Genomic DNA, 26,522 nt, shown 5'->3' with positions numbered 1-26,522 from the left:
TGAAGAAGTTTAGCAATGGAGGCGATAAGAATGGAATGGAAACAACTCACGGTCGGTCCTGTACAGGCAAATTGCTATTTACTGTGGAATGGGCAAAGGGAAGCATTGATCATCGACCCAGGAAGTGAGGCGGATCGGATAAATCAGGAAATAGAAAGGTTAGGGTTGAAACCGGTGGCCATTCTCCTGACGCATGCTCATTTTGATCATATCGGGGCACTGGATGAGGTCCGGTCCAGATGGAAGGCCCCAGTCTATCTCCATAAAGAGGAACTGGAATGGTTAGGGGACCCGGATCTGAATGGTTCTAGTTTTTTCCCGATGGTCCAGTCGATCGCCATGAACAAGGCGGATCATGTATTGAAAGGTGGACAAGACCTTGAAGCAGGTTTCTTTACGTGCCAAGTTCTACATACTCCTGGACATTCACCAGGAAGTGTTTCGTTTTATTTTAAAGAAAGTGATTTAGTTGTAAGTGGAGATGCGTTATTTATGGGCAGTATCGGGCGAACGGATCTACCCGGAGGTGATCATAAGCTCCTTCTGAAAAGCATCCACAATCAATTACTATCATTGGATGAGGAGACACTTGTACTTTCAGGACACGGTCCTACTACAACGATTGGTGAAGAAATGGATTCAAACCCATTCTTAAATGGCTTTTCGTTATGAAGAAAGAGCAATTGACGATTGAAGAGGCTCTGTATGGGAGGATCCAATCGACTGAGGATCAAAGAATAAGCTATGCCGATTATATGGAGACTGTCCTTTACCATCAGGCCGGGTATTACCAAAAAGAAGATACAAAAATCGGGAAAGAGGGGGATTTTTACACGTCCAGCTCAATCCATCCTGTATTTGCCTGGGTGTTTGCCGATTACTTCGATAAATATTGTAGAGATCATGAGCTTCCGTTTCATATTTGTGAAATTGGGGGAGGAAATGGGACATTCACAAAACAAGTTCTCGACTATCTGAAAGGAACGAAACCAGTTCGATATCGTGAAATAATCTTTTCCTTCATTGACGTAAGTCAAGACCATCTGAAAACAGCCCAGATGAACCTGTCTGACCATGAAAACATCAAATATTATTCATCGCTTTCTACGTTCCAAAAAGACAACATTGGATTTAAAGGGATCATTTTTTCGAATGAACTGTTGGATGCTTTCCCTGTTCATGTTGTCGAGAAACGAGAAGATGCCATTCATGAAGTGAAGCTTACACTCGATAAGTGGTATACCTTAAAGGAAGTATTGGATCCAGCGGTTAACAACGAGCTCTTGCAATGGTTGGAGTGGAGCGGTATAGAGCTACCAGAAAAACACCGATTCGAAGTTCCGTTGAAGATGATGAATTGGCTTTCTGATATGGCGAAGCTCCTTAAATCAGGGTTAGTAGTAACAGTGGATTATGGGTATAAAAACGATGAACTATTGGATCCTGCACTACGCAATGGAAGCCTTAGGGGGTATCTCGATCATCAACTGATTGAGAATCCACTTTCATACCCTGGGCAGATGGATTTGACGACCCATATCCAGCTGGATGCCTTGATTAAAAAAGGGGGACAACTGGGTCTTCAAAATAGATATGTTGGGAAACAGAGGGATTTTTTACTGGAAAACGGCTTGTTCAATCATTTGGTCGAACATGACAATCGTAATCCATTTTCAGAAGAAAACAGATTGAATCGTGCAATCCGTTCCTTTGTAACTCCAGGAGGGATCAGCGATGCATTTTATGTAATCGTACAAGAAAAAGGGCGTTAAAAAAAGATGGACTGAGGGTCCATCTTTTTTTTGCGCTCAAATTAATGTCCGCCTGAACCAGGTGTCATCATAAAAGTGCTCCAGTATGTGAAGCCGATAAAGAAGACTGTTAGGTAGGCACCGAAAATATAAATATACATTCTTTCAGATAAATTAAGGTATCCAAGTGCAACAAACATGACCGTTTGTCCTACGAACAGAAGGGAAAATGCCTGCATGTCACCTACATAAGCCATTACAGCGATGACTGCCGTCCAAAATCCCATCATGCGGTACATTCTTGCCATATGTAATCCTCCTTTGCAGCAATGATCATTACGGATAGATAAGTGCGGTTGAACGATTCTCCATCCAAAATTAAATGGACTCTTTTAGTATTATAAATCAAATGAATCAAAAAAGTAAATTACATTTGCTGTGTTAATTTTGTGTCGACACTCTAATTTTTTCAAAGCTATATATAGTATAATGGCAATATGAAAAAATATACAGGAATTTGAATTTTAAAAAAGGATAAATTTCATATCTGTCGAATTATTTATATACTTCCCGAAAGAAGGTGGTTTTATAGAAATTAGTGTCGAAACAAAGAGTGAAAAACTAATCTTACAAGCACTAGGCATGCAAGCATCCGACATACATGTGATCCCGAAGCGTCGGTTCGCAGCCATTCAAGCGAGAGTTGATCAACGTCTATTCACCCTTGAAGAGATGCCATTGAAGCAAAGTGAACGTCTGATTTCCCACTTTAAATACTTAGCAGGTATGGATATTGGAGAAAGACGAAGGCCACAGAATGGCTCCATCCACCATTACCTACCTATCAATGGTAATATCCACTTGAGGTTGTCAACCTTACCATCCGCTTATAATGAAGCCCTAGCCATACGTTTTTTACCTCAAGATGATTTAAACACCTATACGAACCTTTCCATATTCCCCGGTTCCATCAAAAACATCTTCAAACTCCTCTCAAAACCACAAGGTCTACTTTTGTTCGCAGGGCCTACTGGATCGGGAAAAACAACACTCCTATACTCCTTGTTGAAAGAATCCCAACATCAACTGAAGCGACAGATTATTACGTTGGAAGACCCTATTGAAAAAAGAATGGACAGTTTGCTGCAAATTGAAATCAATGAGCCAGCAGGTGTAACCTATCTTGATGGATTCAAGTCGATATTGCGTCATGACCCGGATGTCATCATGATCGGGGAAATAAGGGATGACGCGACGGCACATTTAGCGATACGGGCCTCTTTAACCGGTCATCTAGTCTTATCAACCCTCCATGCAAAAGATACGATTGGATGTCTCTTCAGACTGCTTGAATTCGGATTGAAATTGGAAGATTTGAAACAGACATTACTGGGCATCGTCTCCCAAAGGTTATGTGAAATCGAGTGTCCGTATTGTGGCTCGGATTGTTCGCTCTATTGCATACTTAGGAGAAAAAATCGGCGGATGGGGATTTATGAAACGTTGCAAGGTGAACTGCTGAAGGAGACGATGGCTTCTATTGAGAAGAGAGAAAGCAACTTTAAACGTTTTCCCCAATTGGATGATTATCATATACGTGCTATGGCAATGGGTTATACTCCCTTGCGGCCATTTGGGGTTAAGAAGGCTATCGGCTATGAGAAGGCGTAGATGGTCAAATTCCCAACAAGCCCTGTTTTTGAAAAGTATGGGTACATTACTCGAAAAAGGTTATTCAATCTCAGAGTCACTTACTTTACTCAGTCTTCTGGATAATCGTCAGCTAAACTTTCCGATTGATTCGATAAGAAGAGATCTTGTCAAAGGAATTCCTTTATTTGAAGCGCTTGAACATCAAAGAGTGCCTCCAGACATACTTGGATACCTTTTTTTCGCTTCAGAACAAGGACATTTATCATTTGGATTATTAGTAGGAAGTTCCATCCTCCAAAAACGCGAAGATCTAAAAAAATCGTTTCTGCAATCCATCCGTTATCCAACCGTTCTTCTTGTCACATTAACGGTGATGATGTTTTTAATGCTCAAATTTCTATTTCCCCAGTTTTCGAAGCTTTTTCAATCCGTTGATCTATCACTCCCGTTTTTTACACGTTTTTTAATTACTTTCCTGGAGTTCATCCCAATACTCATGTATCTAACGTTGATTTTCAACTTAGTGTTTTTCCTTGTCTACCATTTTAGGTTCAAACATAGAAACACACATGACAAGGTTTCTTTCTGGTTACGATTCCCTTTCTTGGGTGAAGGTCTGAAAACGGTTCTTACCCAATATTTTTCATTTCAACTTGGTCATCTATTAAAAGGGGGATTGTCGATATCCCATGCGTTCCAATTGTTTGAACAACAAAGTTATTCACGGTTGCTCCAGGAAGAGTCTGCCTTGTTTATGGCTGATTTAAGGGGAGGTAAATCGCTGAGTGAAACTTTAAAAGCCAAGCCTTATTTTTTACCAGGTCTGGCCCAGGTCACTTTCTTAGGTCAGTCAAATGGAAGATTAGGAGAGGAGTTAATACTGTACAGTGAAATGTTACTTGAAAATGCCGAGAATCGTTTGATGCGGTTGATGGCACTATTACAACCTGTTCTGTTCGGTATTATCGGGACGATTGTATTGGCACTTTTCCTATCAGTCATGATACCGGTTTTTCAACTTTTTCAATCACTATAGAGATACGAAGGGAGTTATATTATGTCTGGTCGAAGTCCTAATGAACATGGATTTACGTTGATCGAGATGCTGATCGTCATTCTAATCATTTCAATTTTGCTATTGATTGCTGTCCCGAATATGGCGAAGAACAATGATGTCGTCAAGGACAAAAGCTGTAATGCCACAGTTAAATTGATTCAAAGCCAGGTAGCAGCTTATGAAGTGGAAAATAATACATTGCCTGAACGTATTGAAGATTTGTCAGAGTATATCGATTCAGAGGATATGAAATGTCCCGGTGAGGATGGAGACCTGAATTATGATCCTGCTACAGGGAAAGTCAGCAGACCATAATGAACAAGGATATACGATGATCGAGCTCTTAATGGTCCTTTCGATTGTTGTTGTCATGACTGTGATAGTTGTCATCAGCATGATTCCATTGAAGGAAAATAGGGAAGTACATCAGTTCATCCAACTATTGACGGCTGACTTACACTACGCACAACAGTATGCATTGACAGAAAAAACCAAAGTCCAGATCAAGTTCAATAATGCTGATGGAATATATATCATTGAAACAGACTCGATGAAAAGGGAAAAGCTTAAGACGAACAACTTTCCGGAAGGTGTTTATTTTCAAGACCTGACATCGGGTTTGATACTGGAGTATGGAGCTAATGGAACGATTCAGAAGGGCGGAACGATGTTATTACGAACAAAGAAAGAGACATATAAAATCGTCTTCCTGTTGGGGAAGGGAAGGTTTTACATTGAAAAAGTGTAACGGTTTCACACTTATTGATGCGATGTGTGGCATGAGCATATTCATGTTTGCTGTACTTTGGATCATTCCCCAACTTACAACGGTTTATGAAGAAAGGATTTCTATTCGACAAGAGGAGTATGCCATAGGAAAATGCCATAACTTGTTGCAGGAATGGAAACTGACAAAAAGGATTCAAGAAAATAACACAGCTCTAGAAGCAAACGGCATAGAATATAAGATCAAATCAACAGAGTATCCGGATGATCATGTTAAAATTTGTTTAGATTGGATTGGATCAAATGGAAGACAAAAGTCGATTTGTGGAGAAGCATGAAGCGGGATATACGTTGCTGGAAATGATCTTATCCTTAAGTATTTTTCTCACATTGGCAGCCTTGACTCCCTTGATGTTTTCTGCGATATTTTCAACAAGCCTAAAAACGCTGCATTACCAAGAAATCAGTTTGTTTTTTGAACAGGCTGATAAAGAAATCCAGGGTTCGCTCCATGCAGAAAGCCGATGGAATCGATTGTATTTATTACAATCGGATGGCAACGAGGTAACGTATGAAAAAAATGGTGAGCGTATTGTAAGGAAGGTGAATGGAAGGGGTTTTGAAATCATTTTACAAAAAGTGAATGATTTCAAAGTCATACATACCCAATATTCAGTCCAACTGCTGATCCATTCGTTTGACCAGGAATACGAACATAAGACGATCCTTGTCCAACCTCATGCCAATCAATGGAGGAATCAATGAACAAGGAAAGCGGTTATATAACCGCTTTCTCAATCATCATTTCTTTGCTCCTGGTTTCAGTAACGCTTTTCAATATTAAGATTTTGGATAGTGAAAGGCAATTTCTACAGAAACACTATGTCTGGTTTAAAGTGAATGTAACCTTGGAGTTGTCTCGGGGCGAGGTTTTCAACGGACTGCAATCCGGAAGCATCCCTGCAGATGAGCATGGATCAATCACTTACAAAGATGGAACGGTACACTACAAGGTTACACAAATATCAGAGGAAGTTTACATGGTCAGTTTTGATGTACAATTAGACAAGACTGGAAAAGGATCTGGTTTAATGTATTATAATTATGTTAACAAAGAAGTTATCAAATGGGTGGTGGTATAGTGAGAGCAATTTATCTTATTGGTTTCATGGCAGCAGGGAAAACATCTGTAGGCAAAGCGTTAGCTGAGAAAATGGAGGTACGGGTCATTGATTTGGACAACTACATTGAAGAGAAGCTAGCATGGGATATTCCCTCAATATTTGAGCGAAAAGGGGAAGTTTACTTTCGGGATGAAGAACAAAGTGCACTGCAGGAATTACCGACCTCTAATATCATTGTCACAACAGGCGGAGGGGTTGTTTTAAGGAAAGAAAACCGGAATCATATGAAAGAAAACGGATATGTCGTCTATTTGGAAGCTACTGTCGACACCATATTCGAGCGGCTTTCACAACAGGACGGCAGACCACTTGCTAAAGGGAAGTCTAGAAGCGATATTGAGAAATTAGCTGAAAAAAGGCAACCATATTACGAAGATGCTGATTTGACGGTCCAGACAGATGGCAAAACGATCGAACAAGTTGCAGATGAAATTTTTGCATGGATAAAATCCATAGAGATTGCCTAAAATGTGTAATAAAAACGGGTGATTCCTGTGTCGACGAATGATTTCGTAAAATTTCTGACGCAACAATTTGTAAGGTATGTTGACCAGCCCAAGAAAGACCGGGTGGAGAAAAAGAAGGAACGAAAAGAACAGAAACCTCCATTGTCAGTAAAATGGTTTGGTTTGTTGCCGATGGCCATTTCAATGTTAATCAGACGGAAATGAAAAATGAGGGATGTACTATAAACGGTGCATCCCTCATTTTTATATCAATTCAAATTCATCATTGTATGATTAGATAGATAGAACATTCCACCATTTATGATCTGTATCACAACTTTTGGCTCATACAGTTCCTTCAGTGCCTGCTTTTCGACATGATAGCTCTCTGGAAGCTCTTCAATATCCTGATAGAAGTGGTCCAGCAGCTCCTCATCTTCCTTCCATCGTTTCCTTGCATCAATCGACCATTGTGGGTCATCTTCTTGTATAACTTGCTCAATATACTGTTCAATACGTTTGATTCCGCTGCCAGGTCTTATCAAAGTGCTCATCGTATAGCAATAGTCAGGGATTTTTGGTGTCAAAGGCTTTGATTCTAACAAGCCCTGGAATTCACTGACCATCATCCCGTTGATCAGATTAAGACCTATAGAATAGAGGAAATCCTTCTTCCTGTCACATTGATAGGATACTTTTATGTTCAAACCGAGCCAAGGCACAAGTGGGACATAGGCATTTTCATTTTGTTGGACGTTCTCGTAAAGCCGGATATAAGAGCCGAGCTGTCGAGTTGATTGGAAAATCTGATGTAACCTAGGTGATCCAAAATGGACGAACTCCCCGTCTGAATCTTCTTCAGACTGCTTTGTTCGAAGCTTCAGTTTCATAGGGTTGGGTTCTGCACCTGTCAGCTCCTGATAATGCCAATAAAAAGGTCGGTTCATCAACAGTTTATCAAGTTCGATCGTCAATTGGACATGAAGAAGGTCATTACCCTGCTCGAGCATTTCACAGTCATTTGCAGTAAAATAGCGGTCCAGAAAATCATGAATGTCCTTCTGAAGCATATGCATCCCCCTCACTATTCGGATAAGTCAACAATGAAGTCAAATTGTCCATTTTCACTCTGATTTCTCCCTCGGTATCAGAATCGTAAAAAATATCCCGTATATGTTGTTCAATGTTTTTCATCCCCACACGGGAAAGGATTTCATCCAAGTCACCAATCACATTTTCAAATAGATTGATTTTTTCATATAAAAGGCGGAGGATATGTTCTTCAATCGTGTTTTCTGTCGCAAAATTGTAAATATGCACGTCATGCTCCTGGCCGATTCTGTGAATCCTTCCAATCCTTTGCTCGATCCGCATCGGATTCCAAGGCAAATCATAATTGATGATATGCTGACAAAATTGAAGATTGATACCTTCACCACCTGCTTCAGTGGCAATCAGCACTTTCGCGTGATTTTTGAAAAGTTGTGTCATCCAATCTTTCTTATTCCGTTTAAAACCGCCACGGAAAGGTACAGATTTGATGCCATGCTGTTGAAGGTACCATTGCAGATAAAGTTGAGTAGCCCGGTATTCAGTGAAGATGATCACTTTTCCATCAATGGACTGGATGATTTCCAGCGCTTTTTCCGCTTTTGAGTTCCGATCGACATTTTCGATTTCGTGCATTAAGGAGATTGCTGTCTCCCTTGCACTCTCACTGATACCTTCTTTTTCAGCCATCGCTTTCAACGTTAAGAAAACCGCTTCACGACTGCTGCAGACTTCCCGTTGAAGGGTAATCGTCGAAAAAGCATGGTGTTGTTCATAAGCGGTATTTGACCGAGCTTGTGTAATGGATTCATAGAGTTTACGTTCTGTAGGTGAAAGTGTGATCGGAACAGTCTTTACGATACGTTTCGGCCATTTCAAACCAGTATCTTCACGCCTGTTACGAACCATCACTTTATTGATCAACTGCTTGAGCTTTTCTTCATTTTGAACATCATACCGTCCTGATCTATAGGCTTCGTCAAAATACTCTTCATTGCCCAGATGACCAGGCTTTAATAATGAAACAAGGTTGAAGACCTCCTGGATCCGGTTCTGGATTGGTGTTGCAGTTAGTAGAAGACAGTACTTTTTCTTTAAATGCTGCACGAAATCATAGTTTTTCGTCTTTTTATTTTTCAATTTATGTGCTTCATCGATAATGATCAAATCATAATCCTGGTCTAAAACAATTTCACGGTGCGGGCTTCTCTTCGCTGTATCGATGGATGAAACGACCACATCATATTGCTCCCAGACATAAGCTTTCTTTTGGGGAACAGCAGGGATGAGGAACTTCGTATTCAATTCATAGGTCCATTGCAAAACAAGGGAAGCGGGGACGAGAATTAAGATTTTTTTTGCTAAACCACGAATCATGTATTCTTTCATTATCAAACCGGCTTCGATCGTTTTTCCCAGACCTACTTCATCTGCCAAAATCCCTTTTCCATTCATATCCTCAATGACTTTTCGGGCAACCTCCAGCTGATGAGGAAGTATTTGGACATGGGGGATATGCTTCGGTGCCTGCAGGCCGAGAAAATCGGGTATTATCAAACTCTCTTCTGCCTCTAATGCAAGCTTGTAAAGTTCCCAATTTGCCCATGGACCATCTTCATCCAGGCGCTTAATGAAATCGGTACTCCAGGATTGATCATGCTGGATTTTAAAAGTCATAGACGAAAACCCTTTCCGAATGTAAAATTAGATTGATTTTCGAACGAATTTCGATGATTTATGCCATAATGTTCGTCAATATCAAAAATAGTAACGCTTCCATAGAAAAGATAATTGCGATTATACGTTATTCGATGATAAGATATAACTAGATTCATCCTTAGTATGAACAAGTGAACTGAGAAATATAATAGCTGTTACCGATTTAGTCTTTATGGTGTGTGGAATTTGTATGTTCAATCATATATTTGCGAGTGAGAACAAGGGGAGAGTCTACCCTTCAAGGTAGCGCCGAAGGAGCAAGCAAACGCGAATCTCTCAGGCAAAGGGACTCTTGTTTGACGCAACTCTGGAGAGTGCTCCGCTTTTGGAGCCACCAAAGGGGAAAGTCGCAGGACCAGAAGTTCTGTGATCAAACTTTCAGGTACGAGGACAGAGAGGGCTTGTGTTATTAAAAGTCTTCTTTGTCCTCTCTTTTTTTAGAGGAAGTTCAAAAAGTATCCAAATGATAAACAGCGAATTTCGACGCACAGGACGTGATGGGTATAGCCGGCTTCATTATCAGGACTCGGACCTAAAATCTGCGTGCCTCGAATTACTCGTTTCTGCTTCGTTAATTAAACTTAGAAGAACAGAGATTGATCCAGCAGCTGAATAAAAATTTTAAATTGAAGGAGAGATGCTGATGTCATCCTTAAAACGAACACCTTTGTTTGAATTATACAAAGAATACGGAGCAAAAGTAATCGATTTTGGTGGTTGGGAATTGCCAGTCCAATTTTCGAGTATTAAAGAAGAACACGAAACTGTACGTACGAAAGCTGGACTATTTGATGTTTCTCACATGGGGGAAATCACGGTTAAAGGCGGGGAAGCGGAAGCTTTTCTTCAATTTCTGATGACGAACGATGTATCCAAGCTGAAGGATGGCGGCGCCCAGTATACCGCAATGTGCTACGAGGATGGTGGAACGGTAGATGATCTTCTAGTCTATAAGCGTGGCGAAGGTGATTATCTTCTAGTTGTAAATGCTGCAAACATTGAAAAAGATTATGACTGGCTTATAAAGAATAAAAAAGGAAATATTGAAATTCAGAATATTTCGGATGATATTGCTCAATTAGCTCTACAGGGTCCAGTAGCAGAAGCTGTCTTACAGAAGCTTACTGAATACGATCTTTCCGGAATCGGTTTCTTCAAGTTTGCAGAAGACTTAGAAATCGATGGAAAGAAAGCGCTGGTTTCACGGACAGGATACACTGGAGAAGATGGTTTTGAAATCTATACCGATAGTAAAGATGCTCCACATTTATGGAAAGCGATTTTAGAAGCGGGTAAAGAAGATGGTGTTCTTCCAATTGGGTTAGGTGCCCGTGATACATTACGCTTTGAGGCGAGACTCGCTTTATACGGCCAAGAGTTGACTGCTGAGATTTCTCCGCTGGAAGCCGGAATCGGCTTTGCAGTCAAATTGAACAAAGAGCCCGATTTCATCGGAAAAGATGCTTTGCGCAAACAGAAAGAAGATGGTTTGAAACGCAAGTTGGTCGGAATTGAAATGATAGATAAAGGTATTCCACGGACCGATTATGATGTTTTCAAAAATGATGAGAAAATCGGAGAGGTTACGACTGGTACGCAATCTCCTACATTTGGTAAAAATCTTGGGTTAGCTTTGATCGACTCGAAGTATACGGAGCTCGGCACTGAAGTAGAAGTCCAAGTCCGTAAACGACGCCTGAAAGCAGAAGTCGTAAAAGCACCTTTTTATAAACGTTAAGGAAGAGGGGGAATAAAGGTGAAATTTCGTTATTTACCAATGACAGAGCAAGACGAAAAAGAAATGTTAGCAGAAATCGGCATCGATTCGATCGATGAATTGTTCGGCGATATCCCTGAGAATGTACGATTTAAAGGGGATTTGAACATCACCGAGGCGATTCCGGAAAATGACCTTTTTAAAAAGATGTCGCAGCTTGCGGCAAAGAATGTAAATACGAAGGACTATACCTCTTTCCTGGGAGCAGGGGTATATGACCACTACATCCCCTCGATCGTCAATCATGTGATTTCACGTTCGGAATTTTATACGGCATACACACCATACCAGCCAGAAATTTCACAAGGTGAACTTCAGGCGATCTTTGAATTCCAGACGATGATTTGTGAGTTGACGGGAATGGAAGTTGCCAACTCCTCCATGTACGATGGCCAGACTGCCCTGGCAGAAGCAGCTTTCTTAAGTGCTGCGCATACTCGTAAAAAGAAAGTCGTCGTTTCTAAAAGTGTCCATCCAGAAGCGTTGAGTGTCCTTCATACGTATGCGAAAGGCCCGAACCTCGAGGTAGTGGAAGTAGAAGCAGCGAATGGCACGACTGATCTGGAAGCATTGAAAGCAGCGGTCGATTCTGATACAGCATGTGTCATCGTCCAATATCCTAACTTTTTTGGCCAAATCGAGCCCTTAAAGGACATTGAGGAAATTGTCCATCAAGAAAAAGCGATGTTCGTCGTTTCCAGCAATCCGTTATCACTTGGGGCACTCAAGCCACCTGGAAAATTCGGTGCAGATATCGTAATCGGGGATGCTCAGCCATTCGGTATCCCTGCAGCTTTCGGAGGACCTCACTGTGGTTATTTTGCGACGACGAAGAAATTGATGCGTAAAGTACCAGGCCGATTAATCGGACAAACAACTGACGAAGAAGGCCAACGTGGTTTTGTTCTTACACTTCAAGCGCGTGAACAGCATATCCGCCGTGACAAGGCGACCTCCAATATCTGTTCGAACCAAGCGTTGAATGCTCTAGCTGCTTCAGTGGCCATGACGGCTCTTGGCAAAAAAGGCATTAAGGAGATTGCTGTTCAAAATCTTCAAAAAGCACACTATGCAAAGAAAAAGCTTGAAGAAAACGGCGTTGAAATTCATTTTAATGGGGCATTCTTCAATGAGCTTGTCATCAAAGTCTCAAAGCCTGTAAGAGAAGTAAACAAAGCGCTTCTTGAAAAAGGATTCGTCGGTGGTTATGATCTCCGCCAATATTATCCCGATCTCGATCAGCACATGTTGATCGCTATAACAGAACAACGGACAAAAGAAGAAATCGATACATTTGTAAAAGAATTGGGGGGAGTCCAATGAGCCACAAAAAGGATCAAGCACTCATTTTTGAACTGTCTAAACCAGGACGTGTAGGATATAGTTTATCAGCTCTTGATGTGCCTGAAACTCCCATTGAAGAACTGATCGATTCTGAATATATCCGGGATGAAGAGCCTGAATTGCCAGAAGTATCCGAGCTTCAGATCATGCGCCATTACACAGCTCTATCAAAACGCAACCACGGTGTTGATTCAGGTTTCTATCCACTTGGGTCATGTACGATGAAATATAATCCAAAAATCAATGAAGATGTTGCTCGTATTCCAGGCTTTGCGCACACCCATCCTTATCAGGACGAAAACACAGTCCAAGGGGCAATGGAAATGCTGTACGACTTGCAAACATCTCTGGAAGAAATCACAGGTATGGATGAAGTCACCCTTCAACCGGCTGCTGGTGCACATGGGGAATGGACTGGCTTGATGATGATCAGAGCGTATCATGAAAAGAATGGGGATCAGCACCGTACCAAGGTAATCGTTCCTGATTCAGCACATGGAACGAATCCAGCTTCCGCAACTGTGGCAGGCTTCGACTCGGTTACAGTGAAATCCGATGAGAATGGGCTAGTCGATCTTGAAGACTTGAAACGTGTGGTCGGAGACGATACGGCAGCATTGATGCTGACGAATCCGAATACACTGGGTCTTTTCGAAGAGCATATTCTTGATATGGCACGAATTATCCATGAAGCAGGTGGAAAGCTCTATTATGATGGAGCGAACATGAATGCGATCATGGGAAGAACCCGCCCTGGCGATATGGGATTTGATGTTGTTCACTTGAACCTTCATAAGACGTTTACTGGTCCGCATGGTGGAGGAGGTCCCGGGTCAGGCCCGGTCGGGGTCAAGAAAGATCTGATCCCATTCTTGCCTAAGCCTATACTTGCCAAAACAGAAGATGGGTACGTGTTCGACTATGACCGTCCTGATTCAATAGGGCGAGTAAAACCGTTCTACGGAAACTTCGGAATCAATGTCCGTGCCTATACGTATATCCAGACGATGGGCCGTGAAGGATTGAAAAAGGTGAGTGATTACGCTGTCTTGAATGCAAATTATATGATGCGTAAGCTCGCACCCCATTTTGTCCTTCCTTACGAACAGCATTGTAAACATGAATTTGTTATTTCCGGTAAGCGTCAGAAGAAGCTTGGGGTAAGAACATTGGATATGGCGAAACGTCTGCTCGATTTCGGGTACCACCCGCCGACGATCTACTTCCCTCTGAATGTTGAGGAATGTATGATGATTGAACCGACAGAAACGGAATCGAAGGAAACGTTGGACGAATTCATTGATGCGATGATCCAGATAGCGAAAGAAGCGGAAGAATCACCTGAAGTCGTTCAACAAGCACCTCATAATACAGTTATCAAACGTATGGATGAGACAACCGCAGCACGTAAACCGATACTACGTTATGAAAAACAATAGATTTAAGCAATATGAAAACCCTTATCGAGACTGATGAGGGTTTTCTCATATTCAGTATCGGCTAATCGTGCAAATCCTTTCTTTGCGATGCAATTGAGTATGACAAGGTGCAATCCATTTTCCAGGGTGTGCAATTATTCTTTAAAACAGCGCAAATGCTTTTCAAAGTCGTGCAATTTTTCTTTAAAACGGTGCAATTGGCTTTCAAAACCGAGCAATTCCATCTATGCTCATGAATGGGGGTACACGAAAATCATATGAACGTGCTTTTTGATAAATAATCTTGATGAATCCATTGGAAAGATGGTAAAAAACTGCTCCCACCCCTTATCACTATAAAAAAGACTGCAAGTTGTACGTCAAAATCTGTACAATGCAGTCCTTTTGCTAAATCAAAAATCTATTTTCCCTTTTTCACTTTTCCGTTCCATTTCTTGAACCCGCCCTTAAGGCTGTACAGGTCTTTGATACCTTTCTTCCTTAAGACAGCTGCTGCACGGACAGTACGCATTCCGCTTTCACAATACATATATACAGGCTGATCATTACGGATCTCTTTATAGCGCATCCGGAGCTGCGACAATGGGATATTCCGTGCTCCGAGGATATGGCCATTATCATATTCTTTTTGTTCCCGTACATCTATCAGTTGTGCTTTTCGATAGCCACTGCGGAATTCTTCTTCTGTCAATGTTTTCAGATGTCTACGTTGTAAGAGGCCAGCGACGATCATATACGCGATGATAGCTGCTGGAAGTACCCATAAAATCCATTCCATTTCATTTTCCCCCTAAAAACTTTCTACCACTATCTAAAATGATGCCATGTCCATTATATACAGGAATTTTCTTATTCGCAAAACAAAGTTATCCAATTCCAATGGATTATCTGAGTTAAGTATTGAAAGGGTTTCATATGTTAAGTGAAAATAAAGTTGTTTACTTTTTACAGTGTAAAGCTGCATTCTTCCGTTGAAAAATGCGGACGATTGCCTGCAGGATCTGCAAAGAAAGGAGTGAACCACGATAACAAGCAGTAGTTCTGCCAATGATGATATTTGGAGGAATGGAATCATGGTAGAAGGACAAGCAATAAAAAGTACTTTGACATCTGTAGAAGATCGGCACTCATTCAAAATACCCAAAACTAAAAGGAGGTAATAAGATATTTACGAAGAAAATTATAGTAGGCTACTGGTTTTTTACGGGACTGTTAGCGGCAACAAAAATTTATTGGGGGGAATTAAAATGTCCAACAACGCTATGATTTCGAGGGTAGAGAACGATCGGGTACTCGTGCTTGAGCGTATTTTCGATGCTCCTCGTGAGCTCGTGTTCAAAATGTTTAAAGATCCCGAGCATCTCAAACGCTGGTGGGGGCCTAGAGGCTGGGAGCTTCCAGTCTGCAAAGTCGATTTCCGGCCGGGCGGCGTTTGGCACTACTGCATGAAGTGCGTTGATCAAAACCAAGGTGAATTTTACGGTATGGAATCTTGGGGGAAAGGGGTTTATAAGGAAATCATCGAGCCGGAGAAGATCGTTTACGTCGATTTCTTCTCGGATTCCGAAGGCAGTACGAATGATTCCATGCCATCGACTAATATTACATTGGAATTCATCGATCTGGGCGGTAAGACGAAGCTGATCAACCGTGCTGAATATGCGTCCGCGGAGGGCCTCAATACTGTCATGGACATGGGCATGCTTCAAGGAATCACCGAAACTTGGGACCGCCTGGAAGAGGTTCTTTCAGCAGTGAAATAAGGAAATATCACGAACGGCCGCCTTACTGAATGAAGGCTGCATACGAGTTAGAAATCATTAAGGGTCGATGATTTTAGGCCGTTCAGTAAAGAAACCTGTACCGATAGTAAGGATTAGGAGCATTGAGTTTGGTAATTACTTATACAAGGGAGTGGGGTGCGAAAATACCCTTAGACAAAGATTCTCTAAGGGAAAAATAGCATCAAAACACTTTTATACACATCGCGACTTTATTTTAAACATCGTATCTTTTTTACAAACATCGTCCCATCATCCATAATGCTACTCCTTTTATCAATTTACTTCGTTAACTATTCCATATTCTTTTAACAATCAAAATGAGTTGTAAAAATAGTATGAATTTATTAAACTAGTAAATAACAACGTTGTTATTCTAATAAAGGAGAGGATTATTGAATGGGTCGATTTGTAAAAGCGAATGATCAAAAAGGATATATCGACATATTTGCTGATGATTATGAACGCTTGGAATACCTTGCTTTTGGAAAACTTGTATTGGAAGCAGGTGACTCCTATAAGGCTGAGACGAACGGTTATGAGCATGCACTGGTCATATTATCCGGTCAAGCAGATATCATTGCAGAAGAACATTCTTGGGTAAAGCTTGGGGGAAGAAAAAGTGTTTTTGATGGGAAGGCGACAACAGTCTATGTGCCATGCCAATCCTTTTTTGAAGTACAGGCAACAACCGATGTCCAAATAGCTGTCTGCAAAGTCAAAGCCGAAGAAAAATATGAAGCTTTCGCCGTATTGCCAGATGAGGTCGTTTTACATGAACGCGGTGAAAAGCAATGGAATCGGAGGGTGTATGATATCATTGCCGATAATGCCAATGGTTGTGTCCATCGTATGATTATGGGAGAAACGATCAATCATCCGGGTGAGTGGTCAGGATATCCTCCACATAAGCATGATGGTGAATTTTCTCCTGAAGAACCGAATCTTGAAGAAATCTATCATTATCAAACCAATCCTGAACAAGGATTTGGAGTGCAGTTCCATTATACGAAGGATGGCTCGATCGATACTGCTTACCCGATTCGCCACGGTGACAGTTTTGCGATTGACGTTGGCTATCACCCTGTCGGAGGAGCAGGAGGGTATGAAGTCTATTATCTTTGGTTCATGGCAGGGGAATCTGGCCGTAAATTGAATCCATATGAAGACCCTGATCATAGGTGGCTGCATGAAAAGTAATCACCGTTAATTCGGAAGGCAGTATATCGACAATCGCTGAAGGAAGGGTTTTGATTGAAAAGTGATGTGAATGATCAATATTCCTATAAGCAATTAGCGGCGTTCTTCATCCCTCTAGGTTTTTCAGCAAGTCTTACGTCCATCACTCATGTCATCATCAACGGTACTTTAAGCAGGGGTGAAAATGCAGCTTTCATCATCGCCTGTTATGCGGTGGCCTTTTCCCTTTTCGGGATCATTGAACGCCCGATTATCGTCTTCCGCCAAACGTGCTCTGCATTAGTCAAGGATAGAAGATCATTTCAATTACTTTCAGCTTTTTTGGTTCTGGTGATGAGCCTGGTCATTGGATTCAGTATGCTCATGGCTTTCAGCAGGTTTGGAGACTGGGTGTACATCAATTTGTTCAATGCGAATGCAAACATGGTCAGTACCATCTCATTGACCTTCAAGGTGATTGCGTTCGTTATCATATTTTCAGGAATCCGTGGCCTATATCAAGGTGTCATCATCAAACATCTTGAAACGAAATGGCTTACAATCGGGGTCATCGTAAGACTTTGCGCCATGCTTATTACGGCTTACTTGTTCGTCGTATTCGATTATGTCACCAGTGTAAGTGGAGCTATCATTTTCCTGACTGGAATGTTGATCGAGTGTATCATCAGTGTTTGGAAAGGACATGAAATTTTAAAACAACATTTTCGACGAAAAGTATCTGAGTTACAGAAAATTGAGATTTCCAATTTTTATTTCCCTTTGGTTTTCTATTTCATAATCCAAACGATTTTGGTTCCGATCATCTATGTTTTCCTGGCAAATTCAGAAGATATTGAATTGAGTATCGCTTCTTTCGCATTAGCTTATAGCATTACTCAGATGATGTTGAGCTTTTTCATGTATACTCATCAACTAGTATTGCAAATGTATCAAAAAAACAGGTTGAAAGTGATCCGGTTTATGGTCATAGTCAGTATCCTCCCTACATTGTTGCTTGTGATTCTCTGCTACACCCCGACCGGCATGTGGTTTATGGCAGAAGTCATGGGGGCTGAAGATGACCTTGCCATTGCTACACTTACTGTATTGAAATTTTTCATAATTAAAACGATTGTGTTTCCATGGGTCGATTTTTTGAATGGGTACCTCATGCTTTATCGAAAGACGAGAAGGATGCTTATCGCCCAGGTTGTGAATATATTAACAGCAATCTTTATTTTATGGTTATTGGTCAGTAAGTTTCCTGACTGGAATGGAATAAATGGTTCAATCGCTGCATCGATAGGTGAATTGGCTGGTTTTGGGCTTATTTTATTCATCGTGATCCGGATATGCCGTGAGAGCCGTCAGGTTGAAGACAAAATGAGAACAGGTTAAGACTTGATAGGGGAATCTTTCAAGTTGGTTACTGTGGAAGAGTGGTATAATTGAGAAAACGAGTATGGAGAAGGGAGGATAATATGAATGTAACACCCTTCTACAGGAAATTCAAAATTAAAAATAAGATTTTCTCCATTTCCTTACTTCTCCTGCTGATTTTCTGCTTGATTGGGATCGTCACCTATCATTATTTCACGACAATCTATGAAAAAAGGATATACGAAGAGTCAGCAGACATGCTTCAATTGTCTTCAACAGTTCTTGATAAGGAATTAAAAAAAGTGGAAGGCCTTTCCTTTCAGGTGAGTACTGATGAGCTTGTCCAGCGGTATATGGATAGGATTAACAGCAACATCATTGGAATCGAGGATTATCGGACGAAAACGAGTTTACTAGAACGATTATTGATTTTTGCTTCTGCAGAAAGATACATTTCCTCCATGCAAGTGATTGATATTTATGGGAATAAATACACCACTGGTTTTAATACGAGTATCGAGGCAGATCCAACCAGATTGAATCGATTAGTCTATGAATCAGCTGGTTCCAATTTCTGGACAAGAATTAAAGAAGAAAATACCATCGCCGCTGCACGATTAATCCGGAAAAAGGAAAATGTAAGTCTGGAGCATTTAGGCATTTTGGTTATCACACTCGATATGAAAGAGTTCATCGACCGTACATTAAATTTCTCTCCAAACAAAAATTTCATTATCACGAATGGTGAGGATATTTTTTTCCAGAATGAAAACATGGATATCAAGATATCTGATTTACCTAAAGAGAAGTATGTAAACGGTTACAGAACGACTGAAATAAACGGGAATGACTACTTAGTAACATTCAAGCATTCACGATTTTCAGATTTGACATATTATCACCTGCTTCCATTCGATAGTATAACGAGGCAAACAGAGACGATCAGAAGCATCATGATCATCTGCTTTTTGTTCATGCTTACACTGACAATCATTTTAAGCAGACGAGCTGCAGATAATATTTCTAAGCCTTTGGAAGAATTGTCTTTGCGGATGAAACACGTACAGAGTGGAGATTTTGAAGAGCCTTTTGAAATACCGGCTAAATATTATGATGATGAAGTAGGTCAATTACATGTAAATTTCCGTCTAATGCTCGATAAGATCAATGAATTGATCAAAGAAAACTACACCAAGCAATTGATCATTAAAGAAACTGAATATAAAGCTTTACAAGCTCAAATCAATCCGCATTTCCTATACAATACACTTGATTCGATCAATTGGCTGGCAAAAATCAACCAACAGGAAAAGATTTCAGTGATGGCTGAGGCATTGGGGAATATGATGCGAAATATTATTAGTAAAAAGGCTGCTATGATTACAATCAAAGAAGAACTCGAAATCGTAAAAAACTATATTACGATTCAAAAATACAGGTATGATCAACGTCTTAATTTCACCTTGAAAAGCATCTCAGAGCTTGAAGATAGTAAAATTCCAAAATTGTCGATACAGCCGATTGTCGAAAATGCCATTCAGCACGGTCTAGAAGAGATGATCACCGAATGTCGCATTATCGTCGACATAACTACTGATGAAGATGATTTACTTATTGTGGTAGAAGACAATGGTCCTGGTATTGAAGAGAATAAACTGGAAGGAATTTACCGAGGGGAAATTCGGTCGAAAAGCTCTGGTATCGGGTTGAACAACATTAATGAACGTATAAAGATGATGTTCGGTGAAAAATACGGCATTAAGATTGAAAGTAAAGTTGGTAAAGGAACAAAGGTCAAAATACGATTACCTTATTTGTTGGGGTGAGGCACTTTGTATAAAGTTTTGATAGTCGATGATGAAGTTAACATTTTGGAGGGAATCGCAACTCTGGTTGACTGGGAAAGCTGTGAAACATCTCTTCATTTCAAGGCTTCAAATGGAAAGATGGCCTACGAAATGATTACAAAAGATGCACCTGATATCGTCATTACGGATATTAAAATGCCTGGTATGAACGGAGTGGAATTAATTCAAAATGTATATAGGGTTCACCCGGATATCAAATTTATTGTCCTCTCTGGATATGACGAATTCCAATTTGCCAAAACAGCAATGGAATGCAATGTAAAGCATTATCTGCTGAAGCCCAGTAATGAAAAGAAAATTGAAGAAGCCTTGAAACAAGTCGTTGCGGAACTTAAAGATAAGGAACAAAAAGAAGACTTTTTAGAAAAAATGCGGACCAATCTGAAAAGGGTACTTCCTAAGGCGAAAGAGCAATTCTTGAAAGAGTATATCACGAACAAAAAATACGGGGTAAAAGATTGGCGATATTACAGTCAATTATTCGGTGTGGATACAACAGTAGATGATTTCAAGTTGATTGTGTTGACGATTGACAACAAATACGAGTATGAACATTTATTTGCCTTGAAAGAGATGATAACTAACAACATCAGTGAAAATCGGATGATACCATTGTCTACAACAATAGGTGAGAAGATCGTGATCCTGACGGAAGATCGGCCAACTGTTGAATTAGTTGCAAAGCTGAAGCAGACCTCCAGTACGTTCAAAGAGATATTTGGTAAATCTAATACGGCTGCCATTAGTAATCCTGGTCCTATTATCCGATTAAGGACAATGTATAATGAAGCATTGAACTGTTTGACACAGCGGTTTTATTTAACAGAAGGAAGCATCATTACAGCTAACGATATCGAGAATATAGACGCCACCAATGAATTGCAGTATGATCATGAAGATGTAATCTTCATGATCCGAAGCGGTAATTTAAAGAAAGTTCAAAAATATTTGGATGATTTTTTTAAAAACATACAAAATGAAATGTATGAAGCAGGATTAGTCAAATCACACTGTCTGGAGTTGTTCTTGGCTATCATTCGTCAGGCAAACAGGGGAAAAATGGATGCTTTATTCAAGCAGACCATTCATTTCCATAAATTCTCGACCTTTGAAGAAATAAAAAAATTCATTGAAAATGTGGCAATTGAAATTACAGAATATCATTTCAAAAAAACAAGACAAAACCACAGTCAACAGATCAATCGTGTAATAGAATATGTGGATGAAAATCTGTCAGATACAGAGCTTTCATTATCAAGAATCGCAAACAATATATTATATATGAACTCAGATTATCTAGGTAAATTATTCAAAAAAGAAACCGGTGAACGGTTTTCGAATTACTTGATCAATCGCAGGATCGAAAAAGCAATCAAAATAATCGAACAATCGGATAACTGGAAGGTTTTCGAGATTGCAGAAGCAGTAGGCTTTGGGAATAATCCTCGGTACTTCGGGCAAGTATTTAAGAAATATACTGGGGTGACCCCATCAGACTATCATTTAAGCAAACCAATGATAAATTAAAAATATGTCCTTTTAGTATCAAGAGCTCTCTTGGAGGAGTCTGATACTTTTCTTTTTGTTTTCTGAAACATGGCGAAAAAATAGAAAACTGTTTTTTAAACATAGATGTCTGAAAATTTTATTTATTTAGAAGAGTGGGTATTTTAAGATGGAATCAAGCGATGGAAACCGCTTACAAAAGAATCAAGGGAGGTAAGGTGTAAATGAAAAAATACATATTGTTATGCATGATACTCGTTCTTTCGGCACTTTTGTCTGCTTGTTCAGACACAACTTCTGAGGCTGACAGTGCAGATGGGGATCAAGTGACGCTGCGGATGACTTGGTGGGGCTCGCAAAGCAGGCATGACCAGACACAGGAGATCATCAAGAAATTTGAAGAAGAGTATCCAGACATTAAGATTGAACCTGAATTCACTGGGTTTGATGGGTACTTCGAAAAGATGGCCGCACAAGCTGCGGGGAACGACCTGCCTGATATCATGCAACAAAACTTTGGTGAATATTTAAACCAATATGCTGATAAAGGTTTGTTGGCTGACCTTTCTGGATTTGTTGAAGACGGGACAATTGATGTCGAAGGTGTCAGTGATACGGTAATGGAATCTGGAATGAAAGATGGGAAGCTTTTAGGAATTCCGACTGGTACAAACGCTTTGGCTGCATTTTATAACAAAACCTTGCTTGATGAAGCTGGTGTGGAAGTACCAAACGAAAATTGGACATGGGAAGACTATGTCGATGCTGCCAAAAAAGTTCACGATGAAACAGGCAAATTTGGTACTCGTCTGATGGAACCTAAGAACTTATTTGAATATTACCTAAGGGAAAAAGGGTACAAGCTGTTCAATGATGATGGGACAGACTTAGGTTATACGGATGATAAGCTGCTAGAAGGCTACTTTACGCTTAATAAAGAGTTGATTGACGACGGAGTAGCCCCAGGATATGACACGATCCAGCAGATCAAAGGTGTAGAAGATGAGCTGATTGTCCATGGTGAGGCACCATTTGATTTCAGATGGTCCAATCAGGCCACCGCACTAACCAGCGCTGCTGGTGAACAGGAGCTTGGGATGACTTTATTGCCTGGTTCCAACAACACTCAAGGTATGTATTTGAAACCAGCAATGCTGTGGTCGATCAGTGAGAATTCTGAACATAAAGAGGAAGCTGCAAAGTTCATCAACTTTTTTACAAATAACATTGACGTTTATGAAATCGGCGGCTCAGACCGAGGTGTACCAATAAAAGAGGAAATCCGTTCTGAAATGTCTTCAGATTTGAATGAAACGGATCAAAAAGTATTCGATTACATCGAATTGGTGACAGAAAACAGTTCCCCTATCGATTCGAACTATCCTCCACAATCTACAGAAGTATTGGCGGCGTTATCAGAAGTGGATGAGTTAGTCATGTATGGGGAGTTGACACCTGAAGAAGGTGCAAAACAATTCAGGGAAAAAGCAATGAGTATATTAGGGAGATGATGAATAGGAAGGAGAATGGTCCTGACCGAGGTTATCAGGGCCATTTTCATTAACAAAGATTTATATTCATTTGCTCTTTGTTACAAAATCATTTGATAAATATTATTCAGAAAGAGATGAGGGCGATGATACCTAAAAAATCTGAACATAGTCCAGCTCCATTAGAGGAAGTCTCGACGAATCCAGATTTGAAGAAGAAAGTGAATTCCGTAAAACCTAGAAGAAAAGTGAAATCAGATAATCATAATGTAACAGGTTATCTATTCATATCTCCATTTCTTATCGGCTTTTTCTCATTAACAATATTCCCGATCCTCTACTCCTTTTATCTATCTTTTACGGATTATGATTTATTAGGGACGCCGAATTGGATCGGTTTCGATAACTATGTCCGGATGTTCACGGCGGATCCGACATTTTGGAAATCGATGAAAGTGACGTTCTTCTATGCTGGTGTGGCGGTTCCGATCCGGCTCGTATTTGCACTTCTTGTTGCTTTGGCCTTAAACAAGGTTGTCGAAATGGTCGGTTTGTACCGCACACTTCTATATTTGCCGTCCATTGTCGGAGGAAGTATCGCAATCTCCATCATGTGGCGTCAATTATTTGGAAATGATGGAGCCGTAAACTCAATCCTAGCTTCTATTGGATTGCCGACACATTCATGGTTGGGTGACCCAGATACAGCGATTTGGACACTTATCATTTTATATGGATGGCAATTCGGGTCTTCCATGTTGATTTTTTTAGCAGGATTGAGAAATATACCGAACACCTACTATGAAGCGTCTAGTGTGGATGGTGCAGGGCCGATCAAACAATTTTTCATCATTACACTCCCGCTTTTGACCCCTGTCATACTTTTCAATACAATCATGCAAGTCATCCAAGGATTTATGGCATTCACACCCAGCTTCGTCGTAACGAATGGAGGACCTGTGAACAGTACATTACTCTATGTTCTATACATGTACCGGCGGGCATTTGAATACTTCGATATGGGGTATGCATCTGCTATGGCATGGGTGATGCTGGTGATCATCGCCATTTTTACTGCAATCATTTTCAAGAGCTCACCACATTGGGTCCATTATGAGTCTGAAAACAAATAAATGGAAAGGGGATCAAATAAATGAACAACAAGAAAACGAAAAAAATAATCCAGCATACGATCATGATCATCTTCACATTAATTATGATCTATCCATTGGTCTGGATGTTCAGCAGTTCTTTGAAAGAAAGCTCCAGTGTATTTGTCGATGCCCATTCCTTGATTCCTGATGGGTTCCATTTTGAAAATTATATCCAAGGTTGGAAAGGCTTCGGAGGTATTTCTTTCTCAACCTTCTTCTTCAATTCCGCTATCATTTCGATAATAGCGACGATAGGAAGCATAGCATCTTCAGCTGTCATCGCTTATGGATTTGCTAGAATCAAATTTGCAGGGAAGACGATCTGGTTCGTATGTATGATGCTGACGATGATGCTGCCCTTCGAAATGGTTATGATCCCGCAATATATCATGTTCAATAAATTCGGGTGGATTGATACTTACTTGCCATTGATCCTGCCAACTTTCTTCGGTATTCCGTTTTTCATATTCCTGATCATGCAATTTATCCGAACAATCCCGATGGAATTGGATGAAGCAGCTAAAATTGATGGCTGCAACAACTTCAGCATCTTTTTCCGGATAATTGTACCTTTGATCGTACCAGCGATGATGACATCTGCGATCTTTTCTTTCTATTGGCGCTGGGATGATTTCATGGGGCCATTGATTTATCTATCTACACCAGAAAAATATCCAGTATCACTGGCGTTGAAACTTTTCTCGGATCCAAACTCTGTAACCAACTGGGGTGCCATGTTTGCGATGTCTTCACTCAGTATTGTGCCGATTTTCATCATTTTCTTTTTTTTCCAGCGTTATATCGTTGACGGTATCAGTACGAGTGGATTGAAATCTTAATAAAAGGAGAATGGATTATGGTTACAACAAATGTAAATGAAAAAAAAGCGCAGTTGAAGTCTCCACTTGAATGGGCGAAATCAGCCTGTAATTCCCTGATGAATACGTACGAACCTTCGGAACTTCCGCCGGATGGACGTTGGCATTATCATCAAGGTGTCTTTCTTGTCAGCATGCTGCAATTGCGTGAGAAGATAGGCGGGGGTCATTATTTCGATTACATCAAAGCTTATGTTGATCATAACATTGATGAAAATGGGAACTTTTTATGGAACCGTAAAGAACTGGATGCAATCCAAGCAGGACTTTTGTTATTTCAACTGGATAAGGAAACCGGAGATTCGCGATATCAAACAGCAGCTGGGAAGCTGAAAAACATGTTCCCAACCTTGAACCGGACATCTGATGGCGGTTTCTGGCATAAAGACCACTATCCTTATCAGATGTGGTTGGATGGATTGTACATGGGGGGCGTTTTCGCAATGAACTATGACAAGGAATATAACGAACCAGCCTTACTCGATATGGTTTTGGAGCAAGAACGCTTGATGAGGGAACATACGAAAGATGATGTGACAGGACTCTATCACCATGCCTGGGACGAAAGCAGAAAGCAACCTTGGGCAGATTCCGAAACGGGAAAATCACCTGAGTTCTGGGGTCGAGCGATCGGCTGGTATGGCATAACGTTCAACGAAATACTTGATTTCTTGCCAGATTCACATGAAAACCGGCCTGAAATAGAAAAAGCGTTGAAAGATTTGGTTCATAGTTTGATAAAGTACCAGGATCCCCAAACGGGCATGTGGTATCAGGTGGTCGATAGAATGGATGACGAAGATAATTGGCTGGAAACTTCATGCTCTGCCTTGTTTGTTTATACGATTGCTCGGGCTGTCAAGGGTGGTTTTGTCGATCCTGAACTTAAAGAATATGCGGTCAAAGGATATCGAGGGCTTTTGAAGCAAATGAAATTTGATTCGGAAGGATTGTTCGTCATGCCTGAAATCTGTATTGGAACAGGTGTCGGCGATTATAAACATTACGTAGAGCGACCACGGACAGATAATGATCTGCACGGTGTAGGATCTTTCGTGCTTGCAAGTATTGAAATGCAAGATCTTTTACCAGAACTTTAATTCTGGCTGTCAAAAAATGGAGAAACGGAACTGGAGTTGT

The 26,522-nt window shown here is 40.5% G+C and carries 27 protein-coding genes and 1 riboswitch; of the genes, 23 read left to right on the top strand and 4 right to left on the bottom strand.

Features of this window, described 5'->3' with window-relative positions; genetic code table 11:
• Window positions 1-30: 30 nt before the first annotated feature.
• The gene (locus L1611_RS01700) at window positions 31-672 is read left to right on the top strand and encodes an MBL fold metallo-hydrolase (RefSeq protein ID WP_236311319.1); all 642 of its coding nucleotides are present in this window, start codon (window positions 31-33) and stop codon (window positions 670-672) included.
• A complete protein-coding gene (locus tag L1611_RS01695; RefSeq protein WP_236311318.1) occupies window positions 669-1,772 on the top strand; it encodes an SAM-dependent methyltransferase in 1,104 nt (367 codons plus the stop codon). The genes L1611_RS01700 and L1611_RS01695 overlap by 4 nt, the downstream gene beginning before the upstream one ends.
• Window positions 1,773-1,813: 41 nt before the next feature.
• Here L1611_RS01695 and L1611_RS01690 read toward each other — a convergent pair whose 3' ends face one another.
• Window positions 1,814-2,059: a DUF2626 domain-containing protein gene (locus tag L1611_RS01690; protein ID WP_221565541.1), complete on the bottom strand. Its 246-nt coding sequence runs from the start codon at window positions 2,057-2,059 to the stop codon at window positions 1,814-1,816.
• Window positions 2,060-2,294: 235 nt separating this feature from the next.
• Between L1611_RS01690 and comGA the strand changes: the two genes are divergently transcribed.
• Genes comGA through L1611_RS01645 form a run of 9 tightly spaced genes read left to right on the top strand, consistent with a single transcriptional unit; the run spans window position 2,295 to window position 7,042 of the window.
• Complete coding sequence (comGA, locus tag L1611_RS01685; protein WP_322972517.1) at window positions 2,295-3,422, top strand: competence type IV pilus ATPase ComGA; 1,128 nt, start codon at window positions 2,295-2,297, stop codon at window positions 3,420-3,422.
• Window positions 3,409-4,440, top strand: a complete 1,032-nt coding sequence (comGB, locus tag L1611_RS01680; protein WP_236311316.1) for a competence type IV pilus assembly protein ComGB — start codon at window positions 3,409-3,411, stop codon at window positions 4,438-4,440. Before comGA ends, comGB begins: the two co-directional genes overlap by 14 nt.
• Before the next feature lie 21 nt (window positions 4,441-4,461).
• Window positions 4,462-4,776 (top strand): competence type IV pilus major pilin ComGC, encoded by a 315-nt coding sequence (gene comGC / locus L1611_RS01675; protein WP_236311315.1) that lies wholly within the window; start codon window positions 4,462-4,464, stop codon window positions 4,774-4,776.
• Window positions 4,742-5,209: a competence type IV pilus minor pilin ComGD gene (gene comGD, locus L1611_RS01670; RefSeq protein ID WP_236311314.1), complete on the top strand. Its 468-nt coding sequence runs from the start codon at window positions 4,742-4,744 to the stop codon at window positions 5,207-5,209. The genes comGC and comGD overlap by 35 nt, the downstream gene beginning before the upstream one ends.
• Entirely contained in the window at window positions 5,196-5,525 is a 330-nt protein-coding gene (locus tag L1611_RS01665; RefSeq protein WP_236311312.1) for a type II secretion system protein, read from the top strand. Before comGD ends, L1611_RS01665 begins: the two co-directional genes overlap by 14 nt.
• The gene (gene comGF, locus L1611_RS01660) at window positions 5,491-5,952 is read left to right on the top strand and encodes a competence type IV pilus minor pilin ComGF (RefSeq protein WP_236311311.1); all 462 of its coding nucleotides are present in this window, start codon (window positions 5,491-5,493) and stop codon (window positions 5,950-5,952) included. The genes L1611_RS01665 and comGF overlap by 35 nt, the downstream gene beginning before the upstream one ends.
• Complete coding sequence (gene comGG / locus L1611_RS01655; protein WP_236311310.1) at window positions 5,949-6,329, top strand: competence type IV pilus minor pilin ComGG; 381 nt, start codon at window positions 5,949-5,951, stop codon at window positions 6,327-6,329. Before comGF ends, comGG begins: the two co-directional genes overlap by 4 nt.
• Entirely contained in the window at window positions 6,329-6,838 is a 510-nt protein-coding gene (locus tag L1611_RS01650; RefSeq protein WP_236311309.1) for a shikimate kinase, read from the top strand. The genes comGG and L1611_RS01650 overlap by 1 nt, the downstream gene beginning before the upstream one ends.
• 27 nt (window positions 6,839-6,865) lie before the next feature.
• Complete coding sequence (locus tag L1611_RS01645; RefSeq protein ID WP_225063666.1) at window positions 6,866-7,042, top strand: YqzE family protein; 177 nt, start codon at window positions 6,866-6,868, stop codon at window positions 7,040-7,042.
• Window positions 7,043-7,086: 44 nt separating this feature from the next.
• On the opposite strand, the gene L1611_RS01640 is transcribed toward L1611_RS01645, so the two are convergent.
• Both L1611_RS01640 and L1611_RS01635 read right to left on the bottom strand, forming a co-directional pair.
• Complete coding sequence (locus L1611_RS01640; protein ID WP_236311307.1) at window positions 7,087-7,887, bottom strand: YqhG family protein; 801 nt, start codon at window positions 7,885-7,887, stop codon at window positions 7,087-7,089.
• The gene (locus L1611_RS01635) at window positions 7,865-9,544 is read right to left on the bottom strand and encodes a DEAD/DEAH box helicase (RefSeq protein WP_236311306.1); all 1,680 of its coding nucleotides are present in this window, start codon (window positions 9,542-9,544) and stop codon (window positions 7,865-7,867) included. Before L1611_RS01635 ends, L1611_RS01640 begins: the two co-directional genes overlap by 23 nt.
• Before the next feature lie 254 nt (window positions 9,545-9,798).
• Window positions 9,799-9,888, top strand: a riboswitch (glycine riboswitch).
• A 341-nt stretch (window positions 9,889-10,229) separates the two neighbouring features.
• On the opposite strand from L1611_RS01635, the gene gcvT reads away from it, so the two are divergent.
• From gcvT to gcvPB, 3 genes are read left to right on the top strand one after another with little or no spacing between them, the layout of a single operon-like run.
• Window positions 10,230-11,324, top strand: a complete 1,095-nt coding sequence (gene gcvT, locus L1611_RS01630) for a glycine cleavage system aminomethyltransferase GcvT (protein WP_236311304.1) — start codon at window positions 10,230-10,232, stop codon at window positions 11,322-11,324.
• Window positions 11,325-11,342: 18 nt separating this feature from the next.
• Window positions 11,343-12,686 (top strand): aminomethyl-transferring glycine dehydrogenase subunit GcvPA, encoded by a 1,344-nt coding sequence (gcvPA, locus tag L1611_RS01625; protein WP_236311303.1) that lies wholly within the window; start codon window positions 11,343-11,345, stop codon window positions 12,684-12,686.
• Complete coding sequence (gene gcvPB / locus L1611_RS01620) at window positions 12,683-14,146, top strand: aminomethyl-transferring glycine dehydrogenase subunit GcvPB (protein ID WP_236311302.1); 1,464 nt, start codon at window positions 12,683-12,685, stop codon at window positions 14,144-14,146. Before gcvPA ends, gcvPB begins: the two co-directional genes overlap by 4 nt.
• A 400-nt stretch (window positions 14,147-14,546) precedes the next feature.
• Here gcvPB and L1611_RS01615 read toward each other — a convergent pair whose 3' ends face one another.
• Window positions 14,547-14,924, bottom strand: a complete 378-nt coding sequence (locus tag L1611_RS01615) for a rhodanese-like domain-containing protein (RefSeq protein ID WP_236311300.1) — start codon at window positions 14,922-14,924, stop codon at window positions 14,547-14,549.
• Between the two features lie 469 nt (window positions 14,925-15,393).
• Here L1611_RS01615 and L1611_RS01610 point away from each other — a divergent pair, with 469 nt between their 5' ends.
• The 9 genes from L1611_RS01610 (at window position 15,394) to L1611_RS01570 (ending at window position 26,482) form a co-directional block, all read left to right on the top strand.
• Complete coding sequence (locus L1611_RS01610) at window positions 15,394-15,909, top strand: SRPBCC domain-containing protein (RefSeq protein WP_236311299.1); 516 nt, start codon at window positions 15,394-15,396, stop codon at window positions 15,907-15,909.
• A gap of 417 nt (window positions 15,910-16,326) precedes the next feature.
• Window positions 16,327-17,127, top strand: a complete 801-nt coding sequence (iolB, locus tag L1611_RS01605; RefSeq protein WP_236311297.1) for a 5-deoxy-glucuronate isomerase — start codon at window positions 16,327-16,329, stop codon at window positions 17,125-17,127.
• Window positions 17,128-17,181: 54 nt separating this feature from the next.
• The gene (locus tag L1611_RS01600; protein ID WP_236311296.1) at window positions 17,182-18,504 is read left to right on the top strand and encodes a multi antimicrobial extrusion protein MatE; all 1,323 of its coding nucleotides are present in this window, start codon (window positions 17,182-17,184) and stop codon (window positions 18,502-18,504) included.
• A gap of 83 nt (window positions 18,505-18,587) precedes the next feature.
• Window positions 18,588-20,312, top strand: a complete 1,725-nt coding sequence (locus L1611_RS01595) for a sensor histidine kinase (protein WP_236311295.1) — start codon at window positions 18,588-18,590, stop codon at window positions 20,310-20,312.
• Between the two features lie 6 nt (window positions 20,313-20,318).
• Complete coding sequence (locus L1611_RS01590; protein WP_236311294.1) at window positions 20,319-21,881, top strand: response regulator transcription factor; 1,563 nt, start codon at window positions 20,319-20,321, stop codon at window positions 21,879-21,881.
• A 203-nt stretch (window positions 21,882-22,084) separates the two neighbouring features.
• Window positions 22,085-23,371, top strand: coding sequence for an ABC transporter substrate-binding protein (locus L1611_RS01585; RefSeq protein WP_236311293.1), 1,287 nt, complete (start codon window positions 22,085-22,087; stop codon window positions 23,369-23,371).
• A gap of 125 nt (window positions 23,372-23,496) precedes the next feature.
• Window positions 23,497-24,483: a carbohydrate ABC transporter permease gene (locus L1611_RS01580; RefSeq protein ID WP_236311292.1), complete on the top strand. Its 987-nt coding sequence runs from the start codon at window positions 23,497-23,499 to the stop codon at window positions 24,481-24,483.
• Window positions 24,484-24,503: 20 nt separating this feature from the next.
• Window positions 24,504-25,343, top strand: coding sequence for a carbohydrate ABC transporter permease (locus L1611_RS01575; RefSeq protein WP_236311291.1), 840 nt, complete (start codon window positions 24,504-24,506; stop codon window positions 25,341-25,343).
• Between the two features lie 17 nt (window positions 25,344-25,360).
• Window positions 25,361-26,482: a glycoside hydrolase family 88/105 protein gene (locus tag L1611_RS01570; protein WP_236311290.1), complete on the top strand. Its 1,122-nt coding sequence runs from the start codon at window positions 25,361-25,363 to the stop codon at window positions 26,480-26,482.
• The last annotated feature ends 40 nt before the right edge of the window (window positions 26,483-26,522 follow it).

Source organism: Pseudalkalibacillus salsuginis (assembly GCF_021646685.1).
Lineage (GTDB): Bacteria > Bacillota > Bacilli > Bacillales > Fictibacillaceae > Pseudalkalibacillus > Pseudalkalibacillus salsuginis.
The sequence above is the reverse complement of the archived record's forward strand: the minus strand, read 5'-3'. Positions and strand labels throughout refer to the sequence as shown.

Excerpts from the sequence above, each read along its gene's own strand:
- comGF (WP_236311311.1), top strand. The coding sequence starts at position 5,491 with ATGGAAGACAAAAGTCGATTTGTGGAGAAGCATGAAGCGGGATATACG.
- gcvT (WP_236311304.1), top strand. The coding sequence starts at position 10,230 with ATGTCATCCTTAAAACGAACACCTTTGTTTGAATTATACAAAGAATAC.
- L1611_RS01695 (WP_236311318.1), top strand. The coding sequence starts at position 669 with ATGAAGAAAGAGCAATTGACGATTGAAGAGGCTCTGTATGGGAGGATC.
- L1611_RS01690 (WP_221565541.1), bottom strand. The coding sequence starts at position 2,059 with ATGGCAAGAATGTACCGCATGATGGGATTTTGGACGGCAGTCATCGCT.
- comGC (WP_236311315.1), top strand. The coding sequence starts at position 4,462 with ATGTCTGGTCGAAGTCCTAATGAACATGGATTTACGTTGATCGAGATG.
- L1611_RS01575 (WP_236311291.1), top strand. The coding sequence starts at position 24,504 with ATGAACAACAAGAAAACGAAAAAAATAATCCAGCATACGATCATGATC.
- comGG (WP_236311310.1), top strand. The coding sequence starts at position 5,949 with ATGAACAAGGAAAGCGGTTATATAACCGCTTTCTCAATCATCATTTCT.
- L1611_RS01615 (WP_236311300.1), bottom strand. The coding sequence starts at position 14,924 with ATGGAATGGATTTTATGGGTACTTCCAGCAGCTATCATCGCGTATATG.
- iolB (WP_236311297.1), top strand. The coding sequence starts at position 16,327 with ATGGGTCGATTTGTAAAAGCGAATGATCAAAAAGGATATATCGACATA.
- comGD (WP_236311314.1), top strand. The coding sequence starts at position 4,742 with ATGATCCTGCTACAGGGAAAGTCAGCAGACCATAATGAACAAGGATAT.
- L1611_RS01570 (WP_236311290.1), top strand. The coding sequence starts at position 25,361 with ATGGTTACAACAAATGTAAATGAAAAAAAAGCGCAGTTGAAGTCTCCA.
- L1611_RS01580 (WP_236311292.1), top strand. The coding sequence starts at position 23,497 with ATGATACCTAAAAAATCTGAACATAGTCCAGCTCCATTAGAGGAAGTC.
- L1611_RS01640 (WP_236311307.1), bottom strand. The coding sequence starts at position 7,887 with ATGCTTCAGAAGGACATTCATGATTTTCTGGACCGCTATTTTACTGCA.
- L1611_RS01700 (WP_236311319.1), top strand. The coding sequence starts at position 31 with ATGGAATGGAAACAACTCACGGTCGGTCCTGTACAGGCAAATTGCTAT.
- L1611_RS01585 (WP_236311293.1), top strand. The coding sequence starts at position 22,085 with ATGAAAAAATACATATTGTTATGCATGATACTCGTTCTTTCGGCACTT.
- L1611_RS01610 (WP_236311299.1), top strand. The coding sequence starts at position 15,394 with ATGTCCAACAACGCTATGATTTCGAGGGTAGAGAACGATCGGGTACTC.
- gcvPB (WP_236311302.1), top strand. The coding sequence starts at position 12,683 with ATGAGCCACAAAAAGGATCAAGCACTCATTTTTGAACTGTCTAAACCA.
- comGB (WP_236311316.1), top strand. The coding sequence starts at position 3,409 with ATGAGAAGGCGTAGATGGTCAAATTCCCAACAAGCCCTGTTTTTGAAA.
- L1611_RS01595 (WP_236311295.1), top strand. The coding sequence starts at position 18,588 with ATGAATGTAACACCCTTCTACAGGAAATTCAAAATTAAAAATAAGATT.
- L1611_RS01635 (WP_236311306.1), bottom strand. The coding sequence starts at position 9,544 with ATGACTTTTAAAATCCAGCATGATCAATCCTGGAGTACCGATTTCATT.